This is a genomic window from Bacteroidales bacterium, from assembly GCA_035353855.1.
GTDB lineage: Bacteria > Bacteroidota > Bacteroidia > Bacteroidales > CG2-30-32-10 > DAOQAK01.
The window spans coordinates 23,618-48,027 of sequence record DAOQAK010000012.1 but is presented as its reverse complement, the minus strand read 5'-3'; the positions used below and the strand labels follow the sequence as shown (position 1 = coordinate 48,027).

General features: G+C 33.1%; 25 protein-coding genes and 1 tRNA gene. 6 read left to right on the top strand and 20 right to left on the bottom strand.

All coding sequences use genetic code 11. The features are described from left to right. Nucleotides 1–3 precede the first annotated feature (3 nt). The 6 genes from PKK00_04570 to PKK00_04545 all read right to left on the bottom strand — a co-directional run bounded on the left by PKK00_04570 (nucleotide 4) and on the right by PKK00_04545 (nucleotide 5,219). Nucleotides 4–1,095 (bottom strand): T9SS type A sorting domain-containing protein, encoded by a 1,092-nt coding sequence (locus PKK00_04570; GenBank protein HNW97671.1) that lies wholly within the window; start codon nucleotides 1,093–1,095, stop codon nucleotides 4–6. A gap of 54 nt (nucleotides 1,096–1,149) precedes the next feature. Next, nucleotides 1,150–2,220 (bottom strand): DNRLRE domain-containing protein, encoded by a 1,071-nt coding sequence (locus PKK00_04565; GenBank protein HNW97670.1) that lies wholly within the window; start codon nucleotides 2,218–2,220, stop codon nucleotides 1,150–1,152. Between the two features lie 81 nt (nucleotides 2,221–2,301). After that, complete coding sequence (locus PKK00_04560) at nucleotides 2,302–3,615, bottom strand: cadherin-like beta sandwich domain-containing protein (GenBank protein HNW97669.1); 1,314 nt, start codon at nucleotides 3,613–3,615, stop codon at nucleotides 2,302–2,304. A 34-nt stretch (nucleotides 3,616–3,649) separates the two neighbouring features. After that, nucleotides 3,650–3,898: a tail fiber protein gene (locus PKK00_04555; GenBank protein HNW97668.1), complete on the bottom strand. Its 249-nt coding sequence runs from the start codon at nucleotides 3,896–3,898 to the stop codon at nucleotides 3,650–3,652. 26 nt (nucleotides 3,899–3,924) lie between these two features. Continuing rightward, a complete protein-coding gene (locus PKK00_04550) occupies nucleotides 3,925–4,167 on the bottom strand; it encodes a tail fiber protein (GenBank protein HNW97667.1) in 243 nt (80 codons plus the stop codon). 62 nt (nucleotides 4,168–4,229) lie between these two features. Further along, entirely contained in the window at nucleotides 4,230–5,219 is a 990-nt protein-coding gene (locus PKK00_04545) for a hypothetical protein (protein ID HNW97666.1), read from the bottom strand. A 577-nt stretch (nucleotides 5,220–5,796) separates the two neighbouring features. Between PKK00_04545 and PKK00_04540 the strand changes: the two genes are divergently transcribed. Then, entirely contained in the window at nucleotides 5,797–8,079 is a 2,283-nt protein-coding gene (locus PKK00_04540) for a C1 family peptidase (GenBank protein HNW97665.1), read from the top strand. 58 nt (nucleotides 8,080–8,137) lie between these two features. Here PKK00_04540 and PKK00_04535 read toward each other — a convergent pair whose 3' ends face one another. Then, nucleotides 8,138–8,989, bottom strand: a complete 852-nt coding sequence (locus tag PKK00_04535; GenBank protein ID HNW97664.1) for a hypothetical protein — start codon at nucleotides 8,987–8,989, stop codon at nucleotides 8,138–8,140. Between the two features lie 108 nt (nucleotides 8,990–9,097). Here PKK00_04535 and PKK00_04530 point away from each other — a divergent pair, with 108 nt between their 5' ends. From PKK00_04530 to PKK00_04515, 4 genes are all read left to right on the top strand, one after another. Next, on the top strand, nucleotides 9,098–10,000 hold the full coding sequence (locus PKK00_04530; protein ID HNW97663.1) for an ABC transporter six-transmembrane domain-containing protein: 903 nt from the start codon (nucleotides 9,098–9,100) through the stop codon (nucleotides 9,998–10,000). A gap of 69 nt (nucleotides 10,001–10,069) precedes the next feature. Beyond that, nucleotides 10,070–10,411: a hypothetical protein gene (locus PKK00_04525; protein ID HNW97662.1), complete on the top strand. Its 342-nt coding sequence runs from the start codon at nucleotides 10,070–10,072 to the stop codon at nucleotides 10,409–10,411. A 74-nt stretch (nucleotides 10,412–10,485) separates the two neighbouring features. Next, the gene (locus PKK00_04520; GenBank protein ID HNW97661.1) at nucleotides 10,486–10,956 is read left to right on the top strand and encodes a hypothetical protein; all 471 of its coding nucleotides are present in this window, start codon (nucleotides 10,486–10,488) and stop codon (nucleotides 10,954–10,956) included. A 66-nt stretch (nucleotides 10,957–11,022) separates the two neighbouring features. After that, complete coding sequence (locus tag PKK00_04515; GenBank protein HNW97660.1) at nucleotides 11,023–12,360, top strand: alpha-L-fucosidase; 1,338 nt, start codon at nucleotides 11,023–11,025, stop codon at nucleotides 12,358–12,360. Nucleotides 12,361–13,360: 1,000 nt separating this feature from the next. Here PKK00_04515 and PKK00_04510 read toward each other — a convergent pair. From PKK00_04510 to dnaG, 13 genes are all read right to left on the bottom strand, one after another. After that, nucleotides 13,361–13,879, bottom strand: a complete 519-nt coding sequence (locus PKK00_04510) for a ferritin (protein ID HNW97659.1) — start codon at nucleotides 13,877–13,879, stop codon at nucleotides 13,361–13,363. A 189-nt stretch (nucleotides 13,880–14,068) separates the two neighbouring features. Further along, a complete protein-coding gene (gene atpG / locus PKK00_04505) occupies nucleotides 14,069–14,953 on the bottom strand; it encodes an ATP synthase F1 subunit gamma (protein HNW97658.1) in 885 nt (294 codons plus the stop codon). Between the two features lie 12 nt (nucleotides 14,954–14,965). Next, on the bottom strand, nucleotides 14,966–16,555 hold the full coding sequence (atpA, locus tag PKK00_04500; protein HNW97657.1) for a F0F1 ATP synthase subunit alpha: 1,590 nt from the start codon (nucleotides 16,553–16,555) through the stop codon (nucleotides 14,966–14,968). 96 nt (nucleotides 16,556–16,651) lie between these two features. After that, nucleotides 16,652–17,209, bottom strand: a complete 558-nt coding sequence (gene atpH / locus PKK00_04495) for an ATP synthase F1 subunit delta (protein HNW97656.1) — start codon at nucleotides 17,207–17,209, stop codon at nucleotides 16,652–16,654. 53 nt (nucleotides 17,210–17,262) lie between these two features. After that, a complete protein-coding gene (gene atpF, locus PKK00_04490) occupies nucleotides 17,263–17,757 on the bottom strand; it encodes a F0F1 ATP synthase subunit B (protein ID HNW97655.1) in 495 nt (164 codons plus the stop codon). Nucleotides 17,758–17,835: 78 nt separating this feature from the next. Next, nucleotides 17,836–18,228, bottom strand: coding sequence for a four helix bundle protein (locus PKK00_04485; GenBank protein ID HNW97654.1), 393 nt, complete (start codon nucleotides 18,226–18,228; stop codon nucleotides 17,836–17,838). Nucleotides 18,229–18,339: 111 nt separating this feature from the next. Next, complete coding sequence (atpE, locus tag PKK00_04480) at nucleotides 18,340–18,600, bottom strand: ATP synthase F0 subunit C (GenBank protein ID HNW97653.1); 261 nt, start codon at nucleotides 18,598–18,600, stop codon at nucleotides 18,340–18,342. 40 nt (nucleotides 18,601–18,640) lie between these two features. Next, nucleotides 18,641–19,774, bottom strand: coding sequence for a F0F1 ATP synthase subunit A (gene atpB, locus PKK00_04475; GenBank protein ID HNW97652.1), 1,134 nt, complete (start codon nucleotides 19,772–19,774; stop codon nucleotides 18,641–18,643). A gap of 128 nt (nucleotides 19,775–19,902) precedes the next feature. Continuing rightward, the gene (locus PKK00_04470) at nucleotides 19,903–20,292 is read right to left on the bottom strand and encodes a hypothetical protein (protein ID HNW97651.1); all 390 of its coding nucleotides are present in this window, start codon (nucleotides 20,290–20,292) and stop codon (nucleotides 19,903–19,905) included. Between the two features lie 3 nt (nucleotides 20,293–20,295). After that, the gene (locus PKK00_04465) at nucleotides 20,296–20,514 is read right to left on the bottom strand and encodes an AtpZ/AtpI family protein (GenBank protein ID HNW97650.1); all 219 of its coding nucleotides are present in this window, start codon (nucleotides 20,512–20,514) and stop codon (nucleotides 20,296–20,298) included. Beyond that, nucleotides 20,480–20,914, bottom strand: coding sequence for a polymer-forming cytoskeletal protein (locus PKK00_04460; protein HNW97649.1), 435 nt, complete (start codon nucleotides 20,912–20,914; stop codon nucleotides 20,480–20,482). Before PKK00_04460 ends, PKK00_04465 begins: the two co-directional genes overlap by 35 nt. Before the next feature lie 211 nt (nucleotides 20,915–21,125). Then, nucleotides 21,126–21,198 (bottom strand) — tRNA-Gln (locus PKK00_04455). Nucleotides 21,199–21,321: 123 nt separating this feature from the next. Next, nucleotides 21,322–23,307 (bottom strand): DNA primase, encoded by a 1,986-nt coding sequence (dnaG, locus tag PKK00_04450; GenBank protein HNW97648.1) that lies wholly within the window; start codon nucleotides 23,305–23,307, stop codon nucleotides 21,322–21,324. A 318-nt stretch (nucleotides 23,308–23,625) separates the two neighbouring features. Between dnaG and PKK00_04445 the strand changes: the two genes are divergently transcribed. Further along, the gene (locus tag PKK00_04445) at nucleotides 23,626–24,375 is read left to right on the top strand and encodes a hypothetical protein (protein HNW97647.1); all 750 of its coding nucleotides are present in this window, start codon (nucleotides 23,626–23,628) and stop codon (nucleotides 24,373–24,375) included. Nucleotides 24,376–24,410: the final 35 nt, after the last annotated feature.

The window sequence follows — 24,410 nt, the reverse complement described above, 5'->3', positions numbered from 1 at the left end:
TGATTAACGGTTAATAATAATTCGTCTTGTAATACTTTTTTTGTCAGAGGTATATTTCACCGTATACACAGCGCATTCCTTATTGAGTGAAATAACAGCAGAATTATTTCCTGATAATTTTTTTATTGAAACTATTTGTCCCAACATATTATAAATGCTTATCTCTCCATCAAGCATTTCTGTTGCTTTTACATGAATTTCATTTTGGTACGAATAAATACAAACCTTTTCATCTGTATTTTCTGTAATGTTAGTAATTGACGGGTTAAAATGTATGATGAAGCGCGATAAACCCGATGTGGCATCAGAATTAAATGTGTATGAATTTTTGACTGATAAATCCTGAAGAATATTTTCTTGTGTATCTTCAAGAAAAACTGTGTTTCCGTTATCAGTGAATGAAGAAACTAAATCAGCAGTAATGGTAAACTGACCACTGACAGATATTTTAAAGCCAATTGGAATATTGCGCTCACCGTTTATGTTGCTTAGATTATTTATTGAATAATCATCATTATCTGCATGAGTATATATCTGCGGATAATTAATATCATCGGCAAACATTTTATAAGCATCGTATTGACTGTCGAAATTTTCTGTAGCTTCTGGTTTGAAACGGATGTATGTATCATCATCAAATCCATTGGTGTTATTTGTAATTGAAAGATGAAGAGTGTTGTCTGTACTTGCAGGTTTGTAAATATTTTGGTTGCTGTGAACTCTTACATCGTTATTGCATGTAAGCGTGAATGTGCCTTCCGACAAGGCTCTTACCCAAAACGCCTGCATTGGCGGAATATATCTTGTTGCATCATGAGTTCCTAAATCGTATGCGTAAGAACTATAAGTACCATTTGTACGGACATAATACGAATTATAAAAATCACTTTTGCTCCAGCCCGACGATGCGTCCCAGTCAATTGCGCTGGGATAGGGATTCCCCACAAGATTCCATCCGTTGAAAACAGAAGATATAGTTGTTCCTGTAAGATTTGATATGGATAAACTGCCAGTGTTTAATGATGTTCCGGTAAAAGTTATCACATCGTCGCTGCCTGTTTCTCCATTAACATATTTTCTTGCATAGCCTCGCATGACTTCTAAATTACCTGTCGATGTTGTTGAATAATTACTCCATGAATTTGTTGATTAATTTGAATAATAAAGGTTTCGAATAGTCGGTGATGATGATGTAAATAAATCAGATGATGCAGAAGGTATAGGCGAAGAAATATATTCCCAGTGACTGCTGCTGTTTGAGCTTACATAACGTTCAACGCTTATAGTACCGCTTACGCTCAAAGTACCATTATCAATAAATGAACCTTCACTGCTTGAATTGCTTTTAATAGTAAAATTACCCCCTGCATTTAATGTTTTACCAGAATTAATAGTCAGTTGTTTTCCTGCATTTATAATTATATCATCAACTTCTGCATTTTGATCTAATGTGCAATTAGCATTTATTATAACATCTGTTTCCTCACCGGGAAGCCCATTGTTCCAGTTACCCGATGTTGACCAGTTGCCGTTTGTCTGAAACGTAGAAGTAGCAGGGTAAAACGTAAGTACTAATTCAGCTTTATCTCCTGAGGCATCATCATCTGCAACAAAATTGAAATAGTTATTTAATGACGAGGTACCTGAAATTACAAGTGAAATTATATGATCAGAAGTACTAATTTCTGATTCTACAAAATCTGTAATATCAAATTCTTTCCATGTTCCTTCATCACCTGCAACAATTGCTGCTCCTGATACAAGTGTAGATGAATTTACTAAATCGGGAAATGTTGAATTCATTTCTACGGCACTTTGCTCCCAATCATTATCATCAGTTGATTTAATAGTAATAGTAGGGCTGCTGGTTACATCAATAATTTTAAGTTTAAGTTTTGCACTCGATACTACCAATGAACTTCCAGGCAATGAAAATTTTAATGCAGCTTTACATTCTGATATTCCATAATTAGTAACATCACCTATATAATTTACAATTGTTGAACCTGAAAACTCATTATCCAGATATAATGTCATTACATCATTATAAATAGAAAAGCCTGCATCAATAGAATTATCTCTATATGCATCCATAGTTGCATATATTGTAGTTTGCGCTCTTACACCAATAAAAACAAAAACAAAAAAGAATAACAAATAAATTATTTTATGTTTTATTTTTTTATCTCTATTGCTATTTTCTAAAAATATTTTTTTCATATGATTTACTTTATATTTTTATTTATAAAAATAAAGCCAGCCATATATAAAACACGACTGACTTTATTAATACAAAACTTGTTAGGGTTTAGTAATTGTTACAATGTATGAATTTGTAAAACCACCATTTGTAACTTCTATTGTAATTGTATTTGTTCCGTTATTTATCGGAACAGTAACTGAAGGCTGGCTTGTTGTTATTTGTGTACCATTTACTTTTACAACAGCAGTAGCCGATTGAGCAGTAGGAGTAACAGTCGCATTATTTTTACTTCCTGCACTTGAAGTATAGTTAAATGTTTGCGGAGCAAAACCAGGATTTAGCGTATACGTAGCTACTCCTGATTTAATTACCAAGGTATTCAGGTATGCGCTATCAGCTTTTGTTACATTAATAGTATAGGTTTGCTGTAATCCTCCCGGAGTTGTTACAAGAATGGTAATAGTATTACTGCCTACACTCAAAGGAATATTCTGCGATGCCTGACCGCTTACCACAACAGAATTATTTACTTTAATTGTAGCATTTGGATTTTCAGATGTTGGTGTTACTGTCATTCCTGTAACATCATAACCAACACTAGCCGTATAATTAAATTCTGTTTTTGAAAATGCAGGAATCAATGTTATAGGATTCCCTGACTGTGCTGTCAACGATGACAGATAAGCACTATCAGCTCTATTAACAGTAATTGTATATGTTGTAATAGTACCATCATAAGCAGATACTGAAATTGAAATTGTATTTGCTCCAATATTTAATGGAATTGCTTGCGAAGCGCTACCACTTGGCACCAAAACATTATTAACCTTAATTATTGCCTGTGCATTTTCGGCTGTAGGTGTTACAGTTATACTATTAACACTATATGGAACTGTATCAGTATAACTAAGAGTAGTTTTATTGAATGTTGGTGATAATGTACCTGAACTAACTGTTAATGCAGAAAGAAAACTACTGAAATACTGGTATAATTCAAATTCAACTATTGATGCCATCTTTGTATTTGTGTTTAATCCTTTTGTGAAATAAACCCTGTAATACTGAAATGACATAGGGTTAAATGTACGATCAGTAGTACTGGCAGTATTTCCAACAATACTGTCAATATCTGTCCAATTTACATTATCATTACTTCCTTGAAGTTTATAATCGGAGTTTGCGAAATTAGGTGCAGTCCATCCTATTAAAGGTAAATGTTTAACCACCCATCGTTTAGTAAATACAGGAACTCCCAGGTTTATACAAATCCAACCCGGAACAGAGTTACATAACCACCTGCTAAAAGGCGTTGATGAAGATGCTTTTCCGTCAACAGCCTTATCAGGTGTATAAGGAGCAACAGAGTTACTTGCTGTTGCTGGTTTATTTAAAGCTATATTAATATCTGCCATAATTCTATTTTTTAAATTAAAAATGAATGATAAATTAATCCCGTGTAGGATAGAGTCCCGTTAATGCTATATAATATTTCATGTTTGGCAATGGTGCTGCACCATTCAGATTAGGAACTGCAAAAGTTGTTCTGCCATCACCCCCGTATGTATTGCCAATTAAAGCAAATAAAGCCTGGTACTGTGTAATGTTTAATGTTTGACCTTCACATGATAGCCACCCAGATGGGGCGAAAAAAAATCCAAATAATTGGATAGTTCCAATATATACTTCTGTATCCATATTTTTTTATTTTTAAGAATTAATAATTAACTTCTTGAAGGGTATATGCCTTCTATGGCGATATAATATTTCATATTTGGCAACGGTGCAGCGCCGTTTAAATTTGGTAATGCAAATGTTGTTTGACCGCTTCCGCCATATGCATTGCCAATTAAGGAATACAAGGCCGTATAATTTTGAACATTTAATATCTGGCCTTCACATGACATCCATCCCTGTGGGGCGAAAAAGAATGAGAATAATTGAATTTGTCCTAGAATTGGATCCATAGTTTTTAGATTTTTAGGTTAATAATTTATTTTATTTAAAATCAATATTTATATTTCATTTTTTAATTTCCGATATTGTTATATTGAAAAACACCTGATTTAATAATTTGATGTCGAAAACCTGGCTTTACGCCTTGTTCATAGATAAATTCAATTACTTTCGATTGCATATAATTTAATTCACAAATTTTTTGTGGGATATTCAATGAACTATCTCCTTCGATAAGAACCTCATCAGCAAAAACAGTTATTCTTGTATTTAGCTTCAAATACTTGCCACTACTCATCAAATTACATGGAATAAAAAATTTTTTCTTAAATGCAGAAGTGTTTAAATTATTTTTATTTATGATAAATAATTCTCCAAGAAACATTTTTTCAATATCATCAAATATATAGGTAACCGGATTCCACTTACCCCTGGATACTACTTCTGCACTTATAGAAATCTCCTGCGGAATAAATATTGCATCATCATCCAGTTGCGAAATAAGGTTTTGCATAATAGCAACCTGTGGTTCATTTTTTAATGCTGCCTGCATTGTTTCAGAAATCACTATATCATAATTTTTGTTTATTTTAAATACTGATGCATCTTCAAAATAAACTTCATCTATATATGATTCGCAATTCAATCCGGATATTACTTTCCTTGCCGAATCCAATGATATAGGATTAATATCTAACAAATCAACTTTTATCTCATCAGAATTATACAAAAAAAATAATGGAGTTATCAATGTTGCATACGGACCAGTTCCCGCATATAATATTGATATAGTATTTTTTTTATTTTTTATTTTTTTTAATCTTATTGCTTTGTTTATTCCTCTTAAGAATAAAGCAGTACGTTTCATTTCAAGTAAACAATGTGCCGCTGTTGAAGGAGAAATAGCTTTACCTGAAGGAATTATTATTGGTTTGTCATTTTGATCGTCAGCATTTATCGGAGTAAGTGTACGAAAAACAGAATACATATCATCAACGGCTTTTTTCATTAAGCCTACTGAATCCCCGCAATTCAAAATTAAATTTACAGCTTCAGAGAACATGTATACATTTTTGAATGTATAACCTGAATTTTTTTCAGGAAATATGCAAACAAAATTAAAGTATCACTAGTGATTTGCTTTCAGTATTAATACTGAATATTCAAAATATTTTTCTTTACACATTTATTTATTTTCAATTGAAAGTAAATTGATGCTTTTAAAGAATTTTAGAAATTTTATGTACTCGTATTTTTTCTTAAATCTTAATTACAGAATTTCAATTTGTGTATCTATAATTGAACTTTTATAATTCTTGATTGTTATTTTTTCTCAAATGATTTTATTTTTTATTCATCTTTTAAAATAATTATCTGGATATTATCTACATTATTTACTTTTTAAATATTCACAAATTTGTTTTGTTGACTTATTTATGATATAAGTGATTTTACTAATGCTAATACATGATTTTACTAATATGTTTGTATACATATATATATGTTTTATCGACAAATATTATGTTTTGGCATACATAAATTATTAATATAAATATATTTACATAACTGATTGTAAATAATTTGTTTTGTATATTTAAAAGATATTTTGTTATTTTGTATTGTATTTAACCCCAAATCTTATGAAAAAATTTTTACTATTTGCAAACCTTTTTGTCCAGTTGTTTGCTTTAAACATATTTGGACAAAATTTTAAAGAAGTTAAAAAAACAGATTACGGACAAACTGTTTCTCTTACAAGTGAGCAGGTTCTTGAAATCAAGTTACCATCAAACCCATCTACAGGTTATGGATGGTATCCTATCAATTTAAAAACGAATATTGTAAAGCAAGTTGGAAATTGGGAATTCATTCCTGATAATGCCGGATTAGAAGGCACACCAGGTACTCAGATTACACGATTTGTAGGTGTTTCAAAAGGAACAGCAGAATTACTATTAGCTTACAAACGTCCTTGGGAAAAAAATATTGAACCACTTGAAACATTTAAAATAACTATTATTAATGATGGTGAATACATAGGAATGTATACCGCACCAAAACCATTGCCTGTTGAAGAATACAAACAAACAGAACTTGGAAAAGCCCTACCATCAAGCTTCAGCTGGTTAGCATTAGGAGGGTGTACTCCTATAAAAGACCAAGGACAGTGCGGTAGCTGCTGGGGCTTTGCTTCAAGCGGAGTTTTCGAATCACGCATAAAAATTGCTGATAATGTTACCCGCGATTTGTCAGAACAATGGTTGGTAAATTGTTCTTCGTATGATTGCAGTGGCGGAAATTGCGTGTTCAGTTATTTTAAGTCACCAAAAGGCGCTGTTTATGAATCACAGGAACCCTATACTGCTGCTAATGGAAGTTGTGATGCTTCGTACACTTATCACGAACAAGCTTCGAGTTACACAACTGTATCAACCGGACAAGCAACAACCGATCAAATAAAAAATGCAATTTATAATTATGGTCCTGTATATATAACCGTTTATGTAGGCGATGGCTTTGAATCATATACCAGCGGTATATTTACAACTAATGAAGGAACCAGCACAAACCATGCAGTTATACTTGTAGGTTGGGATGATAATGGAGGGACTAATGGATATTGGATATTGAGAAATTCATGGAGTCCGTTATGGGGCGAAAATGGATATATGAAAATTAAATATGGTGTGAGCTTAGTTGGGTCTAAAACTGCTTATCTGGTTTATGGTTCATTAAATCCAAGTTCCGCACCGGTAATAAATTTCTCAGCAAACAATACTACAACCTGTGATGGTTATGTTGAATTTACCGATTCCTCAATGTTTGCGCCAACAACATGGTCGTGGGATTTTGGCGATGGGACAACATCTACTTTACAAAACCCTCATCATACTTATTCTTCAAACGGAACATACACTGTAAAATTAACAGCTACAAATGCTAATGGTTCAACTAATAAAACAAAAACAAGCTATATTACAGTAAACAGGCCAACTGCTCCACTCACAGTAAGTGATACTATACCTGCACCAGGAATAGCAACACTCAGTGCATCGGGCAGCAATGTATTGAATTGGTATAGTAACGCTAATGGCGGAAGCATTGTAAATACCGGAACTACTTATTCGCCTAATATAACAAGTACTACTACTTATTACGTTGAGAATGATATTGAATATCCCACACTTTCTTCTGTTGGAAAATCTTCATCAAGTTTAACAACGGGAACGGGTGGTTATTATTCTCTGGCTTATTGCCAGGGTTTGGTTTTTGATGCATTAAAACCGTTAACAATTAAGTCGGCAACTGTTTATGCAAGCGGTGCTGCAAACAGAACTGTATATTTGAAAAATAGCATTGGAACAATTTTAGATTCTGTTGTCGTAAATATTCCAAACGGTGCGCAAACAATAACATTAAATATTGATGTTCCTGCAGGAACAGGTTATATACTGGCTTTAAGTAAAACAAATAATTGCTGGAGAGATACACTTAACACATCGTATCCTTATACTGTTCCAAATTTAATTTCTATTACCGGAAATACTATTGGTACCGCATCGAGTTATTATTTCTTTTATAATATCCAGGTTCAGCAACAGGATTGTAAAAGTGTAAGGACACCGGTTACAGCCGTAATTGATCCGACATTAAATATTAAAAATGAATCGCCCGATATGGAATTTAATATTTCACCAAATCCAAATCCGGGATTATTTAATATCACCATCTCAAATATGAATAATAAGAAAACTACTTTAAGAATTATGAATATTGTAGGAGAAAAAATATTTGAAAAGAAAATCATTGATAATAACCCGGTGATACAAATTGATGCGTCGAGCTTTAGTAAAGGTGTGTACTTTGTTGAAATCTCAAATGACAAATCAACAATTATTAGAAAAGTAACTATATCAAACTAACCTTAACCATCAATCAAGTCGGAGGCCGATGCGAATGCATCGGCCTCTTTTTATTTTTTTACGGTTCATTCGGATCTATCAACCCTTTATCGCGCGTAGCAGAATCAGGCACAACAACAGGTGGATGTTTCAGAATTATTTTTTTCATTTCTTCCCTTTTCTTCTGATTGTTTGTAATGGCGGCTTCATACGCATCATCATAACTTTTTCCTTTCATCATCAGTTCACGTTCCATCATTTCCGTTTCAATTGAGTATTCCGTTTCGTCAGCTGCGACCTGACCATCAATCCATATTTCTTTCGAAGGAATAAAATGATAAGCAAGGTCGTTTCCGCTAAAACCAAAATCAGGATAAATATTTTTTCTTACCAAATAACCATCAACTATCCATATTTTAATTTCGTTTCGTTCGCCTAATGGAACCCTATAAATATTCTGAAGTTTTACACTATCGGGAATATCTTTTATTTCTTTCACCGTATCAAAATCTGTTACAGACACCATAGGCAATAAATCTTCATGTGCGCGACAAATCTTTTCAAACTTCCTGCGCATCACTACTTCCAATGCCAATGACGAATCATGTGCATCATCGTATGTCCATCCGAACTTTGCCATCAAATGACGTTCATTCAATTCGTGGGCAAGTGTCATTTCAAATTCTTCACAACTTACTGCGTTATCAATCCATATTTCTCCTTTCGGGTTAAATAAATAACGCTGCTCATTCCCTCCATATAAAAATTCATTATAAAGTTTTAATCTTACTTCATTACCATCAACAATCCACACTTTATACGAATCCTTTTCTCCCCAATAATAACGGTATATTCCGGTTACCGATTTATTTTTAACACACGAAGTTATGATTCCCAAAAAAATAATTATTATTAATATTTTTATTTTCATAAAACATATTTTTTATTCTCAAATTCAAAAGTAAATATATTATTAGGAAAATTATTACAGTAATTATTTATTTTTGTATGTGTTGTTAATATTGATGATTGAAATTTTATGATACGACAACTTATTGAGAAAAACAAAAAATCGCTTTTAATAATAATGGCATTTGTATTGGTTGAAAATGTTGCATGGATTATAGAGCCAACATTTTTTGGAAAACTTCTCGATGCTTTGATTGATAATTTTTATGACCATGAAAATGTAAGTTATACTTTGCCTTTGGTTTTATGGATTATAATTTATGTTGTCAATGTTATGGGAGGCTCGCTTAGCCGCTTTTTCAATGGAAGGACCTATCCGAAAATGTACGCGAACCTTGCCACCGAACTAATAATGAATTCAAAAAAGAAACGTCATTCGGCTTCAAAAATGGTAAGTCGCGCCGATCTTGCAAAAGAATACGTTGATTTTTTAGAATACCGTTTGCCCGATATTTCCTGGCAACTTACAGCAACACTTGGTGCAATATGCGCTTTGTTCTTTTACGATTATCGTATTGCTCTTGTTTGTCTTTTGATTATCCCACCTTTGTTTTTTATTAATACAATATATAATAAGCGTGTTACCAAACTTCAAAAAATAACGCACGACAATCGTGAAGAAATTTACAAAAAACTTGAAAGCCGTGATATTGATGATATAGATAAATATTACCAAAACATGGTAAGGCCACAACGTTCAATTGCCAAATGGAGTGCATTTGATTTTGGTGCAATTAAGCTTATGCTAATGGTTGTTTTTATTGTTGTACTTTTTATTTGCATTGATGTAGATAATTTTTCAACAGGAAAAATTTATTCTATCGTTTCATATCTCTGGACATTTATCACAGCAACTGATTATCTTCCCGGGTTAATGGAAAGCTTCACATCAGTAAAAGAATTAAATTCCCGAATGAATGAAATTGATAATTCAAACAATTCACCAAAACAGAAAACACAACCTAACTCATAACTTGTTTGATTGGTATTATACTTTCTAAGATTTTATATCTTTGATACGATAACCATAAAAATCATTCATATGAAAAAAATCATTTTTATTCTGCTTATTGGTATAAGCTTTACAGCAAGCGCCCAGGACTTTTGCAAATTCACAACAAAAGACGGTAATGGAAACAAGGCTCTCATCTATGAAAGTATAATGTATTCCACTATAAAAATTAATTATAACGGAACAACTATATCCTCATTTACCTACAATGAAATTAATTCAATCACCACTACCCTGGTAAATTCAAAATATGTTCTCGAGATCTCTTCTGCAAAAGATAAAGAAGGAAAATCAATTGAAATACCTATTGATAAAATACTTTACCTTACCTGCGATGTGCTTTCAAAAACAATTACTATAGTAATAAATTAGCAACTTTTGATTGATATAAAAAATTCAAATGTTGCAGTACAAAAGTTATGCATTATTAATAAAATTTTTAAGACATGGGTTGTGTACTAAGAATTTCAGGTGACAAATTTAACGTTGAAAAGTTTATTCAAAACTCTAAACTCAAACCAAATTTGATTTTTCATAAAAATCAACCGATTAATAAATTAAAACCTAAAGGTAAGAAATATAAATCCTCTGGACTTTCAATCTCTACTAGTAATGCTGACTTCGACAATTTCGACATACAAATAAAGGATACAATTAAATTTTTAAAAAAGAATTTCAAAAACCTAGCTGACATTAAAAAAGATAAAACAATTACAGAATTTGTTCTTGATTTTGGTATCACTTCTCGAATTAGTAAGGGAAATACATTTACTCAATCTGATACTTTCCCTGCAGAATTATTGAAGTTATCAGGTAATTTAGACATTGACATTTGTTTAAGTCAGATTTCTGATTCAAAAAAATTCAAAAAGTTATTTAAAGACTTTTTTAAAGATAAAAAAATTAACATTATATAACTTTGTATGCTTTAGATGCAGAGGATTTGCTTGTTTAACCTGTATATATTTATCAATAAAATATCAATGGGAATCACTAAAAAAATAATTTTTGTTTTCATATTTGCATCTCTCGCTTTCAGCATAGCAGTAAGAGCACAGCTTAGTGCTACAAAAACCGACACAAATAAAATGCAATGGTTTAGCGATGCAAAGCTTGGAATATTTATTCACTGGGGAATTTATTCTACAGGCAAAACATCGGAGTCGTGGGCGTTTTATAATAAACATATCAGCCATGAAAATTACATGGCGCAGATAAATGAATTTACTGCAAAAAAATATAATCCTCAGCAATGGGTATCGCTAATTAAAGCCACTGGCGCCAGGTACGCAGTAATAACATCAAAGCATCATGATGGTGTTGCGCTATGGAACACAACTCAAAATGATTTGAGCATTCCTAAAGCATCGCCGGCAAAAGCTGATGTGCTCACACCTTTTGTCAAAGAACTACGCAAAGAAAATATTAAAGTTGGTTTATATTTTTCGCTGATCGACTGGAGTAATAATGATTATCCCGGCTTTTTAAAAGATTCGTCAAGATATAAAATAAGTGATGATTCGTTAAGATGGAAACATTTTTTAAAATTCTGTCACGGACAAATTGCAGAACTCATGAACCTCTACAACCCTGATCTGCTCTGGTTCGACGGTGATTGGGAACATAATGCCAAAGAATGGCAGGCTGCAAAAATCCGTAAAATAATTTTACAGAAAAACCCAAAAGCCATTATTAACGGGCGTTTGCAGGGATACGGCGATTACGGAACACCCGAACAAAATTTTCCAGTCTCTCGTCCTTCTGAAAAAAATTGGGAACTTTGCATGACAACAAATGAGTCGTGGGGATATTACATTGGCGACACCACATACAAAACTCCATATGAAATCATCAGCATTTTCGCCGATTGCATTAGCATGGGAGGAAATTTGCTTCTTGATATTGGCCCCCGTGCTGACGGCACTATTCCTGATGAACAAACATTCATTCTTTCTGAATTAGGCAAATGGACAAATAAACACAGTGAAGCAATTTTCGGAACACTAGGCGGTTTACCACAAGGATATTTTTATGGACCTACAACACTCTCGAAAGATTCATGTACGCTATATCTTTTTCTGCAAGGAAAGCAAAGCGGAAATATTATTATTAAAGGCTTGTGTAACGAAATAAAAAATGTTGAAGTGGTTGGAAATAAAACGCAATTAAAACATAAAGTAGTTGGAAAAATCTCGTGGAGCAAAGTTCCCGGTCTTGTTTATATTGAAGTTCCCGAAGGTGTACAGGATGAATACATGACTGTTCTGAAAGTAAAACTTGACAAACCTGTTTCGTTGTACAAAGGTCAGGGAGGGTTATAACTTTCTATCTTTTACATAACAAGCTGCCCAACCTATAAACCAATGACCTTTATAGTAAATTGATGATAGAAAATATTAAATTGAATTTTTGTTATAAGTTTTTGGGTGATGGCTGCTGGTTTGGTTGATAGAAGCTAGTTGATGGAAAAATATTTTTTTACTATAAGCTTTTGACCTTTGACTTAACGAGCCGCTATACCTTTCAACCTATGACCTTTTATTGAAAATAGATAATAGCAAATAGAAAATGTTAAATTGAATTTTTGTCATTAGTTTTTGGTTGATGGCTGCTGGTTTTGCTGAATGTTTTATGTTGATTGTGTTTCTACCTTATCCATATTACCTTTGACTTAGCTTGTTGCTATGACCTTCAACCTATAACCTTTATTGTAAATTTATGATTGCAAATAGAAAATGTTAAATTGAATTTGCGTCATTAGTTTTTGGTTGATGGCTGCTGGTTTGGTTGATAGTAGCTAGTTGATGGAAAAATATTTTTTTTCTATAAGCTTTTGACCTTTGACTTAACCAGCCGCTATACCTTTCAACCTATGACCTTTTATAGAAAATAGATAATAGCAAATAGAAAATATAAAATTGAATTTGTGTCATTAGTTTTTAGTTGATGGCTGCTGTCTTGGTTGATAGTAGTAAGTTGCAAGAGAGATATTTTTTACTAATAATTTTTGACCTTTGACTTAACCAGCCGCTATACCTTTCAACCTATGACCTTTTATTGAAAATAGATAATAGCAAATAGAAAATATAAAATTGAATTTGCGTCATTAGTTTTTAGTTGATGGCTGTTGGTTTGGTTGATAGTAGTAAGTTGCAAGAGAGATATTTTTTACTAATAATTTTTGACATTTGACCTAACCAGTCGCAAAACCCAACAACCATTGACTATATTAATGTGTACATCTCTGCACTCGTTACACTTCGTTAAACGAACGCGAACCATAGTATAAAAAAAGACAGCTTTTCGCTGTCTTTTATATTTTTAAGCAACAGGAGCCGCACCACCACCGGGTTCAGCAGCTGCACGCATTGCCATAATATCCTTGTCTAACAAATATAGATTTTGTTTTCCCAACAGATTTATTTTATCAATAATTGCACGTGCTGATTTTTCTTCCTGTATCTGTTCTGCAACAAACCACTGAACAAAATTTTGTGTGGTGAAATCTTTTTCAGAATTACATAATGCAACAATTTCATTGATTGATGCAGTAATGAATTCTTCATGTTTTAAAGTTTGCGCGAATGCATCAGCAACATCTTTGAATTTTGCAGGAGGAAGTTTTATTGAAGGAACTATTGCATTTCCTCCGCGCTCATTGATATAATGAATGAATTTAAGCATATGAAGCCGTTCTTCGTCTGACTGTACATAGAACCATTGTGAAATGCCTTCCAATCCTGATGCTTCAGCCCATGATGCCATTGCAAGATACAACTGGGAAGAGTATGCTTCCCTGTCGACCTGACGATTTAAAATATTTTCAATTTTTTTATTCATAACAATTTATTTTAAGTTTATGATGTAAAGTTATAAATAAACAAATACAAAATTTGCGAAAAAAGTGTGAAAAAAAAATAACAAAGACGGAACTTTAATTTTCATTTGTATTTTGATTTTTTATGCTTTTTCAAAAAAAATTGGGGGCATTTGCAAAATGCCCCCAATTTAAATTGATATCTTATCCTCTTAACCTTTTAACGCTTCTGCACCACTTACAATTTCAAGTATTTCACTGGTAATTGCAGCCTGTCGTGCTTTGTTATATGATAAGCGGAGTTCTTTAAGTAATCCATCAGCATTGTCAGTAGCTTTGTGCATTGCGGTCATTCGTGCGCCATGTTCTGAAGCAACAGAATCAAGGATTGCTTTATAGAATTGAATTTTTAATGATTTAGGAATAAGTTCAGAAACGATTTCTTTTTTACCCGGTTCAAAAATGTAATCGGTTTGTTGTTTCTTTGTTACAGATACATTGGTTTTTGGAGGAGCCACAGGCAAATACTGTTCGTTAACTAAAATCTGTACACCTGCATTTTTGAACTGGTTATAAATGATTTCAATTCTGTCGTATTTCCCGGTCTCAAACCATTTCATCAGTTGTTCGGCAATAGGTGCAGCATTTTCAAAACTTGCAGCATCCAGAATTTTGGTATTCTTATCAATAACAGAATACTTTTTTTTCACAAAAAAATCAATCGCTTTTTTCCCGATGCAAATTAAATCAACATTCCCATTCTTGTATTGCTCGGCATATTTTGTTTGTAATGTATTCAAAGTAAGTTTTATCACATTGGTATTGAAAGCTCCGCACAGTCCCCTGTTTGAAGTAATCGCAACCAGTAAAACTTTCTGAATTTTTCTTTCTTTTGAAAAAACACTTTCAGAAGTATCAAGGCTTGCGCTTAGGTTTTCCAGTATTTCTTTCAGCTTGGCAGCATAAGGACGCATTTTGATTATGGCATTTTGCGCACGTTTCAACTTTGAAGCTGAAACCATTTTCATAGCACTGGTAATTTGCTGCGTCGACTTTACTGATGCTATACGTATTCTTACTTCCTTTAAACTGGCCATGACTCCGATGATTTATTTAGCTTGATATTTATGTGATAGATCAGTAGCTGTTTTTTCAAGTAATTTAGTAACATCGTCAGAAAGAACTCCTGATTTTAATGTTTCTAAAGCATCCTTATGATGCAACTCCATAAAATGAAGAAACTCTTCTTCAAATTCTCGGATCTTATCAATAGGAATATTTCTTAATAAACCTTTGGTGCCGCAATAAATTATGGCTATCTGTTTCTCAACAGTCATAGGAGAATATTGTGGTTGTTTTAAAATTTCCACATTCCTTTTTCCTTTTTCAAGTGTAGAAACAGTAGCTGCATCAAGGTCGGAACCGAATTTAGAGAATGCTTCCAATTCGCGGAAAAGAGCCTGGTCAAGCTTTAATGTTCCTGCAACTTTTTTCATTGATTTGATTTGCGCATTACCACCAACACGTGATACTGAAATACCCACATTGATAGCAGGACGAATACCTGAGTTAAATAAATTTGTTTCAAGGAAAATTTGTCCGTCGGTAATTGAAATCACATTCGTTGGAATATATGCTGATACATCGCCTGCCTGTGTTTCAATAATAGGAAGCGCTGTAAGGGAACCTCCGCCTTTAACCAAATGTTTTATAGATGGAGGAAGATCGTTCATTTGTTTTGCAATATCATCGGAAGAAATTATTCTTGCAGCTCTTTCAAGCAACCTGGAGTGAAGATAAAAAACATCACCGGGATATGCTTCACGTCCGGGTGGACGACGGAGCAACAACGAAACTTCACGATAAGAAACTGCCTGTTTTGAAAGGTCGTCATAAATAACCAATGCAGATCTTCCGGTATCCCTGAAGAATTCACCAATAGCAGCGCCTGTAAATGGTGCATAAAACTGCATTGCGGCAGGATATGATGCCGGTGCGGCAATTACTATTGTATATTGCATTGCACCGTGGTCTTCCAATGTCTTTACTACATTGGCAACAGTAGAGCCTTTTTGCCCTATAGCAACATATATACAATAAACAGGCTGACCTTTATCAAAAAATTCTTTCTGATTTATAATTGTATCGATAGCAATAGCTGATTTTCCGGTCTGACGGTCGCCGATAATAAGTTCACGCTGCCCGCGACCAATGGGTATCATTGCATCAATAGGTTTTATACCGGTTTGCAATGGCTGATTCACAGGCTGACGAAAAACTACACCCGGTGCTTTTCTTTCAAGAGGCATCTCGTAAACTTCGCCTTTAATAGGGCCTTTACCGTCGATAGGTTCACCAACAGTATTAATAACCCTTCCCAACATACCTTCCCCAACTTTAACAGAAGCTATATTGCCTGTTCGTTTTACCGTATCGCCTTCTTTAATATGAGTAGATTCGCCAAGAAGTACAACACCCACATTATCTTCTTCAAGATTCAGTACAATACTTTTCATTCCGTCTTTAACAAATTCAACCAACTCGCCCGACTGAGCATTGGTTAATCCGTAAATACGTGCAATGCCATCACCAACCTGAAGAACAGTACCCGTTTCTTCAAGTTCCGATTCCATTTTAAATCCCGATAATTGCTGTCTTAAAATTGCCGATACTTCGGCGGGTTTAATATCTGCCATAATTTTTTAATTAGTCATTTACTTCGCTGTCATTTATTGTAATTTGCTTTGCGTCATGGATTATTATTTCAATTCTATTAATAACCAAATAACAATTTTTTAAAATCCTTTTTCGTAAATATTAATATTGTATTCGCGTTTTAGTTTTATAATTTTATTCCGGATACTATCGTCATACTGATAATGCCCGAAATTAAGAACAAACCCACCTATGATTTCAGTCTTGATATCTTCAATTAATTCAACTTCTTTTTTAGTGAATTTATTGACCACTGATTTTACTTTTGTTTTGATTTCATCATCAGCTTTAACAGCAGTTGTAAGATAAACCGTTTCAATTCCCTTATTATCCCTGTAAAGAGAAATATACTGGTTTGCAATTTGCTCGATATACGATTCTCTGCGTTTTGCTGTAATAATATTAAGAAATGCCTGCGATAATTTATTTATATTATTTTCAAAAATTAATTTTAAAATATTTCTTTTTTTATCACTGTTGATAATGGGGCTTATAAGCATCAACCTAAAATCTTTATTGGAATGACAGGTATCAGCTACCAATTTCATATCATAAAAAACTGCATCCGTATTTTTTTGTTCGAGTGCAAGTTCGAATAATGCTTTGGCATACCTGACAGCTATACGCGATTCTTTCATCTTTATAAATAATCAGAATTCGATTTTATTATTGTAAATACTTTCTGAATTTTTTAATTAAAATTTATTTCATTTAATAATTTATCAATAAGTTCTTTCTGCTTTTCGCTTTTCGAAAGTTCTTCTTTTAAAATCTTTTCAGCAATTTCAATTGATAGTATTGCTAATTGATTTTTTAAATCAGTGATAGCTGCCATTTTTTCGAAATGAACATTTTCTTTGGCTGTTTCTATAATCCTTTTCGCTTCTTCTTCAGCTTTTATTTTTGCTTCATCAATGACATTATCACGAATTTTTCTTGCATCGCGCAATAACACATCGCGTTCTTCTTTTGCTTCTTTGATAAGCTGCTCGTTACTAAATGCAAGTTGCGACATTTCTTCGCGTGCTTTATCGGCTGCTTTTAAAGCATCGTTGATGGAATTTTCACGTTCTTTCAATGCTTTCATTACAGGCTTCCATGCAAATTTTCCAAGGATGTAAATTAAAAGGGCAAACGAAAGCGTCATCCAGAAAATTAAACCTATATGCGGAGTTACGAGTTCCATAATATTTTAAGTTTTATGTTATTGGTTAATGGCTACTAGCCAAGTTTTTTGTAATTTGTTTTAGGTTAATTTATAGTACTATGAAAATTTATTCCAGGCTTCCTTTAACCGAAATATCTGTTTACTTATAATTTTATATTCTTGTGATAAATCATTTCCTGATTCCGTAGAGTATTCGACATTATATAAATCGCGAGCTTGATTTAATCCAACTTGTGTTTCGTTAGATTCTGCTAATGCATCATCTAAATATTTTTGGAAACCTTTTTTTTGATGTTTCTTTGCAAAACCCTCTGTTATTAAGCGGGGGATTGCTTTAGATGACCTTGATAATTGATTGCTTAAATCAAATTTTTCAGAGACAGGTAATAATGGAAGAATTTTTTTTGAAAGAATAATACAAGCATCATAAGACCTTTGATAAACTTCAAGATCATAAAAACTTAGTATTTTATTTTTTTCTTCTATCACTTTTGACCTTTTAACTATTTACTTAATATTACTTGTTGCCATAAACATACAACAAAAACTAATAAGTAAGTTCATCCCGACCAACCGTCGGGATGAATTTACTTTGTTTGCTTAGATGAAAAGTATCAACAAACAAACTACAATAGCGAAGAAAGCAACTCCTTCAATAAGTGCAGCGGCTACAATCATATTCGAACGGATATCGCCCATGGCTTCGGGTTGACGGGCAATGGATTCCATTGCACTGCCACCGATGCGGCCAATTCCTATACCTGCTCCGATTGCTGCAATACCTGCGCCTATACCGGCTCCCATTTTTGCTATAGGTGCCAGGTCGCTTACTGTCTGCATGATTACTGATAATAGTGACATAATTGTTATGGTTTAGTTATTAAAAAAGTTCATTTTAATTTTAATGTGCATGTTCTTCATGGTGTTCGTGCTCTTCTATTGCCATACTAAAATATAATGACGAAAGCAGTGTAAATACATATGCCTGCAGAAAAGCAACAAGTAATTCGAGTAACCCCATGAATATAGTAAAAAAGACAGAAACGACTGATGCGCCATATCCTATACCTACATTCACTTCTCCGAAAATAAATATCAAACTAAAAAAACCAAGTGCAATAATATGTCCTGCTGAAATATTTGCAAACAGACGGACCATCAACACAAATGGTTTTGTTATTACACCAATAATTTCAACAATAGGCATAAGCGGTAATGGAAATTTTAACCACCATGGTACGCCGGGAGTATTAATGATGTGCAACCAATAATTTCTATTCCCACTGAAAGTAGTAATGGTGAAAGTAAATAATGCAAGAATCATTGTAATTGCAATATTACCTGTTAAATTAGCGCCACCGGGAAAAATCGGTATCAGTCCTAATAAATTTCCAAAGAAAATAAAAAAGAACAACGTTAGCAGGTAAGGCATATAGCGTTCATATTTTTTTTCGCCAATAGCAGGTTTCACAACATCATCGCGAAGAAAAATAATTACAAATTCCAGTACCGACTGCAATCCGCGGGGAGCTTCATTGGTGTGTTTTGTGTATCTGCGTGCTATTGAAATAAAAACCACACATAATATAATCATTACAATAAATAATGTAAGCGTGTTTTTTGTAATTGAAAAATCAAGAGGAAGAACTGCTTCTTTAATTGTTTCGCCTTCATCATTTACTTTAACTATTTTCCCTTTATTCTCGCCTTCGGTTTCCAGTTTATATCCTTTATAAGGTTCTGTTCCGTGATGAAAATTTCCGGAACTGAATATCACTAATTTTCCATCATCCAAAAGTATCACGGGAAGCGGGATAGCAATATCTGTTTTACCAATAGTGATAATGTGCCATTCATGTGCATCGGCAATATGCTCCATTATCATTTCGCCGGCATTGAATTTTTTTTCTTTCTCGGTTTTGCTTTCGGGATTTCCTTTCTGTTCGCCATTTTCAGCTTTCAGGAATAAAGCAGGAAGGAATAAAACGATGATGAGTAAAAACCGGATATTTATTTTTTGAATATTCTTCAGCATATAAAGCAAGGCTATTTAAACAATGCTGCAAGATATATAATAATTCATAATCCTGTACGAAAAAAATCAACTTTTTTTTGCTATGAAAAAATAATTTCTGTAAAAAAACTTTTTGTGCTGATTAAAATTTATTTTTCTCTGTCGAATGGAAATTTTAACAATGAAATGACTTCAAAAATGGTATATAAAACATAACAAACAAAAAATGATAATATAAAAGGGATGGCATTACTTTTATTTAAAAAAACATAGGAAAGCATTACTGCCAGACAAATCATCATCTTTGCAAAAGTAGCCAGCATAAAGCGGTTAGCGAAGGAGGAAAATTTTGTTTTTTTTGCTTTGATTAAAAAACGAAATAATACGGCTGTCAATAAAAAATAAAACGGGAAAAATGAATAAAGTATAGGTGTTATGTATTCCTGCTTTAATATCCTATCCAGTATAAAAACAACTAAAGCAAGAATTATTGTATAAATAAATAACCGTAAGATGAACTTATTAAAATATTTTTCCACGATTTATTTTTTCCGTATTAAATCTTTAACAACATAATAGATAGCTAATGCCACCGATAAAAAAGAAAATATTAAAACAAAAACAGGAAATTTCAATTTTAAATATTCATCCAGTTTGAAGCCCCCGAAAATTCCAACTCCAATAATCACCAGCATCTGAAAAGCAATGCTTGAATACCGACCATAATCACGAAGCGTGTTCTTTGGTTTTCTGTGGTTCATTAGGTTTTAGTGGTTCAACTCTTTCGCCGAATTTTGTTTCTTTGATCGGGTTAGTCTGTGGATTATTCATACTGCACGATCCGGAAAATATAGCTCCGGGTTCAATAGCAAGTTTATTGGTAATTACATCACCTGTTATTTTTGCAGTAGCTTTAATTGAAAGCAATTCCGAAACGGTGATTTGTGCTTTAATTATTCCTGATAAATCAGCATTCTGGCAAATAATTTCTCCATCGATGTTTCCTGAAGTTCCTACTACAAGTTTTCCTTTCGAATTTACCGATCCTATTAAAGTTCCGTCAATACGAATATCCCCATTCGATTTTACATCGCCTTTTATCACCGTACCTGCACCTATAAGGTTTATTGCCGGTGATTCCTGTTCATAAAGTTTTGCCATAACTATAAAGTATTTTCGTGATTACTATGAAAATTCATTCAATTATATGTAACAAATTTATAAAAATAATTCCTTTTGCAAAAACATTTTACCAATTCATTTTCGGAGACCTATTACGTTATTACAACTATAATGTTGCATTTTTATAATCATTTCTTTTATATGCTATATAAAAAAACCCCCGCAATTCAACGGAGGCTTGAGTTTTTTGTTGTCCTGTCAGGGCTCGAACCTGAACTCTTCTGAACCAAAATCAGACGTGTTGCCAATTACACCACAGGACAATTCTATTAAGAGGACGCAAAATTAGAAAATATTTTTAAAGCACAAAAAATATTGACAAAATTTATCACAATAACTTTATTAATTTTCATTGAAACAATTATGAATAAATAAAATTGGAAGCTTTATTTTGTAACAATTCGTGTAAGTTTATCAGCAAATTCTTTTTTGCTTCTCATAAGCCTGTAGTGCTTTTGCATTAGGAGAATCTGATCTTCTTCGTTAGTTGAATTTTTTATCTCATCAAGGTTTTCGGAAATCATTTTATCGACTTTCTTAAGCTTCAATGAATAAATATATGAGATGGCTGATGCATAAAGGTCCTGTTCTTCTGTTTTCACGCTTATGCGATGTTTGATCCAGTTCTCGCTCAAATTATGAGGGTTAAATAATAATTCTATTGCCGAAGAACTTATTTCCGTTTTTTCATGATTTATAAAATATTGGGCATCGGGAATATTGTTTTCTTCAACCATTTTTGAATATTCATTCATAATCGTTTGAAAAACCGGGTTCTGAAAATCTATATGGTCTCTTTGCAGATCAAGAATAATAAACTGGGCTAATGGAATATCAGAATTTACTTCTTCAACAATTATTTCGGTTTTACCCGAATCGGATGTGGTTTCTGTTTCAATTCTTTCTTTAATTGTTATTGTTTTTTTTCCATTATTCAGCATGAAACACATTAATGCTTTTTCCTGGTATTCGGTATTGGTATCGTCAACTACAATTTGTTGTTCGGCTGTATATTCAGTATTTTCGGGTAGTTCCTGCTCTTCAGCAATTTCCTCCGCTTTCTTCATTACTTTCTTACGGCGGAGTTTATTCATTTCATTAATGAGTGTTTGTTCAGGAACTTTCATCAGCGAACTGCATTCACGCGTGTACACACTGCGAACAATAGCATCAGGGATCAATGAAACAGAGCCAACAATTTCTTTGATCAGGTTTGCTTTTTTTATCGGGTCGTTTGCAGTTTCTTTAACCAGCAGATCGGTTTTGAATTTTATAAAATCGGTGGCTGTTTGATTAATAAAATCGCGCACTTCGGCAGGTCGATGTTTTCGCGCATATGAATCGGGATCTTCTCCATCAGGGAATAAAACAATTTTCACATTCATTCCTTCTTCAAGAATCATATCAATTCCACGGAATGAAGCTTTGATACCGGCGGCATCACCATCGTATAATATCGTAATGTTCGGCGTGTACCTGCGAATCAGTTTTATCTGTTCGGTAGTAAGCGATGTTCCCGATGAGGCAACAACATTTTCAATACCCGCCATGTGCATCGATATAACATCGGTGTAGCCTTCTACAAGAAAACAGTTATCCTGCGAAATAATTGAATTTTTTGCAAAATAAATTCCGTAAAGAACATTGCTCTTATGATAAATTTCCGATTCGGGAGAATTTACATACTTTGCTTTTGTTTTATCTGCCGAAAGTATTCGACCGCCAAAACCTATAACACGCCCGGAAACATTATGAATAGGAAACATTACGCGACCACGAAAACGGTCGTACAGTTTTTCATCTTTTAAAATACTAAGTCCTGTTGTTACCAGGTATTCTTTCTTGAAACCGTTTTCAATTGCGGCTTTCGTAAACTCTTCCCATTCTTCAAGACAATAACCTAACTGAAATTTTTCGATAATCGCTTCTGTAAATTCACGGTGTTTAAAATAGGTTAAGCCTATAGCTTTACCTTCATCGGTATTTACAAGGCATTCCGAAAAATATTTTTGTGCAAATGCCGAAACGCTGAACAGACTTTCTTTTTCTGATTGGGCAATTATTTCTTCGGCACTTTCCTGTACCTCTTCAATATCGATAAAATATTTTCTTGCCAGGTGCCGCAATGCTTCGGGATACGTGTAATGCTCATGCTCCATTAAAAAGTTCACGGAATTTCCTGCTTTTCCACAACCAAAACATTTATAAATACCTTTCGATGGCGATACTGTGAACGATGGTGTTTTTTCATTATGAAAAGGACATAGCCCGATTAAATTCACACCGCGTTTTTTCAGTGTAACATAATCGCCCACTACTTCCTCAATGCGTGAAGTTTCAAGAATGTTCTGTATATCTTCCCTGCTGATCATTTTCTGTTTTCAAAAGCATTTGCTAAATTACAATAAAAATCTATTGATTAATTGTTGGATGTTTAATTGTTGAATGATTTATAGATATTCATTTTAAAATTTAAATTTCGAATTTCGGAATTAATCTATCTCTTGGGCCTTTGATTTTGGAATTTGGAATTTGGAACTTATACCGACAGAAAAGAGTTTTGCAAAAATATTTTTTGTTTTCTGTACGGTATAACTCGTTCTAAACAGTTTTGCCTTTGCAAACCTGATAAGAACGAGTATAAAAAAGTTTCGGATAAAATTTTTTATATTTGCGTTTCGCAAAAAAAATTGGAAAAAATATTTTTTAAAATATTGTTTATTATTCTTGTTTGCAGCATTTCTGTTGATGCACAAACATTTCAAATTGGCATTAAAGGTACTCTTAATGAAACGCTCGACCTTGATGCTTCGAATAGCTTTGAAAATAATATGTATAAAAGGGCTGAACGTATGGGAACCGGGTTGGGATTGACAGGAAACATACAACTTTTCAGAAGAATAAGTTTTGTTACAGGAATACAATACCAGGTAAAATCATTCACCTTCAGGGTTTATAATTTTAATGTTTTCAATGTAGAAGGAAAGTTATCATTTCGACCTGTAATTCTTTCTCCCGAAGTTCCATTACTTTTAAATTTCGAACAACCCAGCAATAGTAGCTCGTTTGTTAATTATCAATTGGGAATTGTTTATTGTTACAATATTCCTTATTCAATTACAGGGAAACAAAAAGGACCTTTCCTTATTAATTCATCTGGCGATACATTAATATCGTCATTTAGTATGACAACTGATAATCAAAAAATATTTTCACCCGATATTCATTTCGGGATTTCAATGGTGCATAAAAAAAACAATTACAGGAAAACTGAAATAGGTGTTTCTTTCCAGTATGCTATAAAGAATTCGGCATCGTATCATTTTACCGGATCAATCAAAACTAACCAGGATAACAAAGATTATGATCTAACTTATAAGTCGAAACTCTCGTATGTTGCTATTCGCTTTATTTATTATCCCGGAATATTAGCATTTTAGTTCATATTATTTTGTTTTTTTTTACCTTTGCACAC

What these genes read in the sequence shown, in the direction of transcription:
- atpF (HNW97655.1), bottom strand. Translation starts at nt 17,757, where the DNA reads ATGGAACTCGTAACTCCGCATATAGGTTTAATTTTCTGGATGACGCTT.
- PKK00_04520 (HNW97661.1), top strand. Translation starts at nt 10,486, where the DNA reads ATGGGTTGTGTACTAAGAATTTCAGGTGACAAATTTAACGTTGAAAAG.
- PKK00_04530 (HNW97663.1), top strand. Translation starts at nt 9,098, where the DNA reads ATGATACGACAACTTATTGAGAAAAACAAAAAATCGCTTTTAATAATA.
- PKK00_04545 (HNW97666.1), bottom strand. Translation starts at nt 5,219, where the DNA reads ATGTTCTCTGAAGCTGTAAATTTAATTTTGAATTGCGGGGATTCAGTA.
- PKK00_04460 (HNW97649.1), bottom strand. Translation starts at nt 20,914, where the DNA reads ATGGCAAAACTTTATGAACAGGAATCACCGGCAATAAACCTTATAGGT.
- atpB (HNW97652.1), bottom strand. Translation starts at nt 19,774, where the DNA reads ATGCTGAAGAATATTCAAAAAATAAATATCCGGTTTTTACTCATCATC.
- PKK00_04510 (HNW97659.1), bottom strand. Translation starts at nt 13,879, where the DNA reads ATGAATAAAAAAATTGAAAATATTTTAAATCGTCAGGTCGACAGGGAA.
- PKK00_04565 (HNW97670.1), bottom strand. Translation starts at nt 2,220, where the DNA reads ATGAAAAAAATATTTTTAGAAAATAGCAATAGAGATAAAAAAATAAAA.
- PKK00_04560 (HNW97669.1), bottom strand. Translation starts at nt 3,615, where the DNA reads ATGGCAGATATTAATATAGCTTTAAATAAACCAGCAACAGCAAGTAAC.
- PKK00_04540 (HNW97665.1), top strand. Translation starts at nt 5,797, where the DNA reads ATGAAAAAATTTTTACTATTTGCAAACCTTTTTGTCCAGTTGTTTGCT.
- PKK00_04550 (HNW97667.1), bottom strand. Translation starts at nt 4,167, where the DNA reads ATGGATCCAATTCTAGGACAAATTCAATTATTCTCATTCTTTTTCGCC.
- atpH (HNW97656.1), bottom strand. Translation starts at nt 17,209, where the DNA reads ATGAAAGAATCGCGTATAGCTGTCAGGTATGCCAAAGCATTATTCGAA.
- PKK00_04535 (HNW97664.1), bottom strand. Translation starts at nt 8,989, where the DNA reads ATGAAAATAAAAATATTAATAATAATTATTTTTTTGGGAATCATAACT.
- atpG (HNW97658.1), bottom strand. Translation starts at nt 14,953, where the DNA reads ATGGCCAGTTTAAAGGAAGTAAGAATACGTATAGCATCAGTAAAGTCG.
- PKK00_04515 (HNW97660.1), top strand. Translation starts at nt 11,023, where the DNA reads ATGGGAATCACTAAAAAAATAATTTTTGTTTTCATATTTGCATCTCTC.
- PKK00_04465 (HNW97650.1), bottom strand. Translation starts at nt 20,514, where the DNA reads ATGAACCACAGAAAACCAAAGAACACGCTTCGTGATTATGGTCGGTAT.
- PKK00_04555 (HNW97668.1), bottom strand. Translation starts at nt 3,898, where the DNA reads ATGGATACAGAAGTATATATTGGAACTATCCAATTATTTGGATTTTTT.
- PKK00_04525 (HNW97662.1), top strand. Translation starts at nt 10,070, where the DNA reads ATGAAAAAAATCATTTTTATTCTGCTTATTGGTATAAGCTTTACAGCA.
- atpE (HNW97653.1), bottom strand. Translation starts at nt 18,600, where the DNA reads ATGTCACTATTATCAGTAATCATGCAGACAGTAAGCGACCTGGCACCT.
- PKK00_04570 (HNW97671.1), bottom strand. Translation starts at nt 1,095, where the DNA reads ATGCGAGGCTATGCAAGAAAATATGTTAATGGAGAAACAGGCAGCGAC.
- dnaG (HNW97648.1), bottom strand. Translation starts at nt 23,307, where the DNA reads ATGATCAGCAGGGAAGATATACAGAACATTCTTGAAACTTCACGCATT.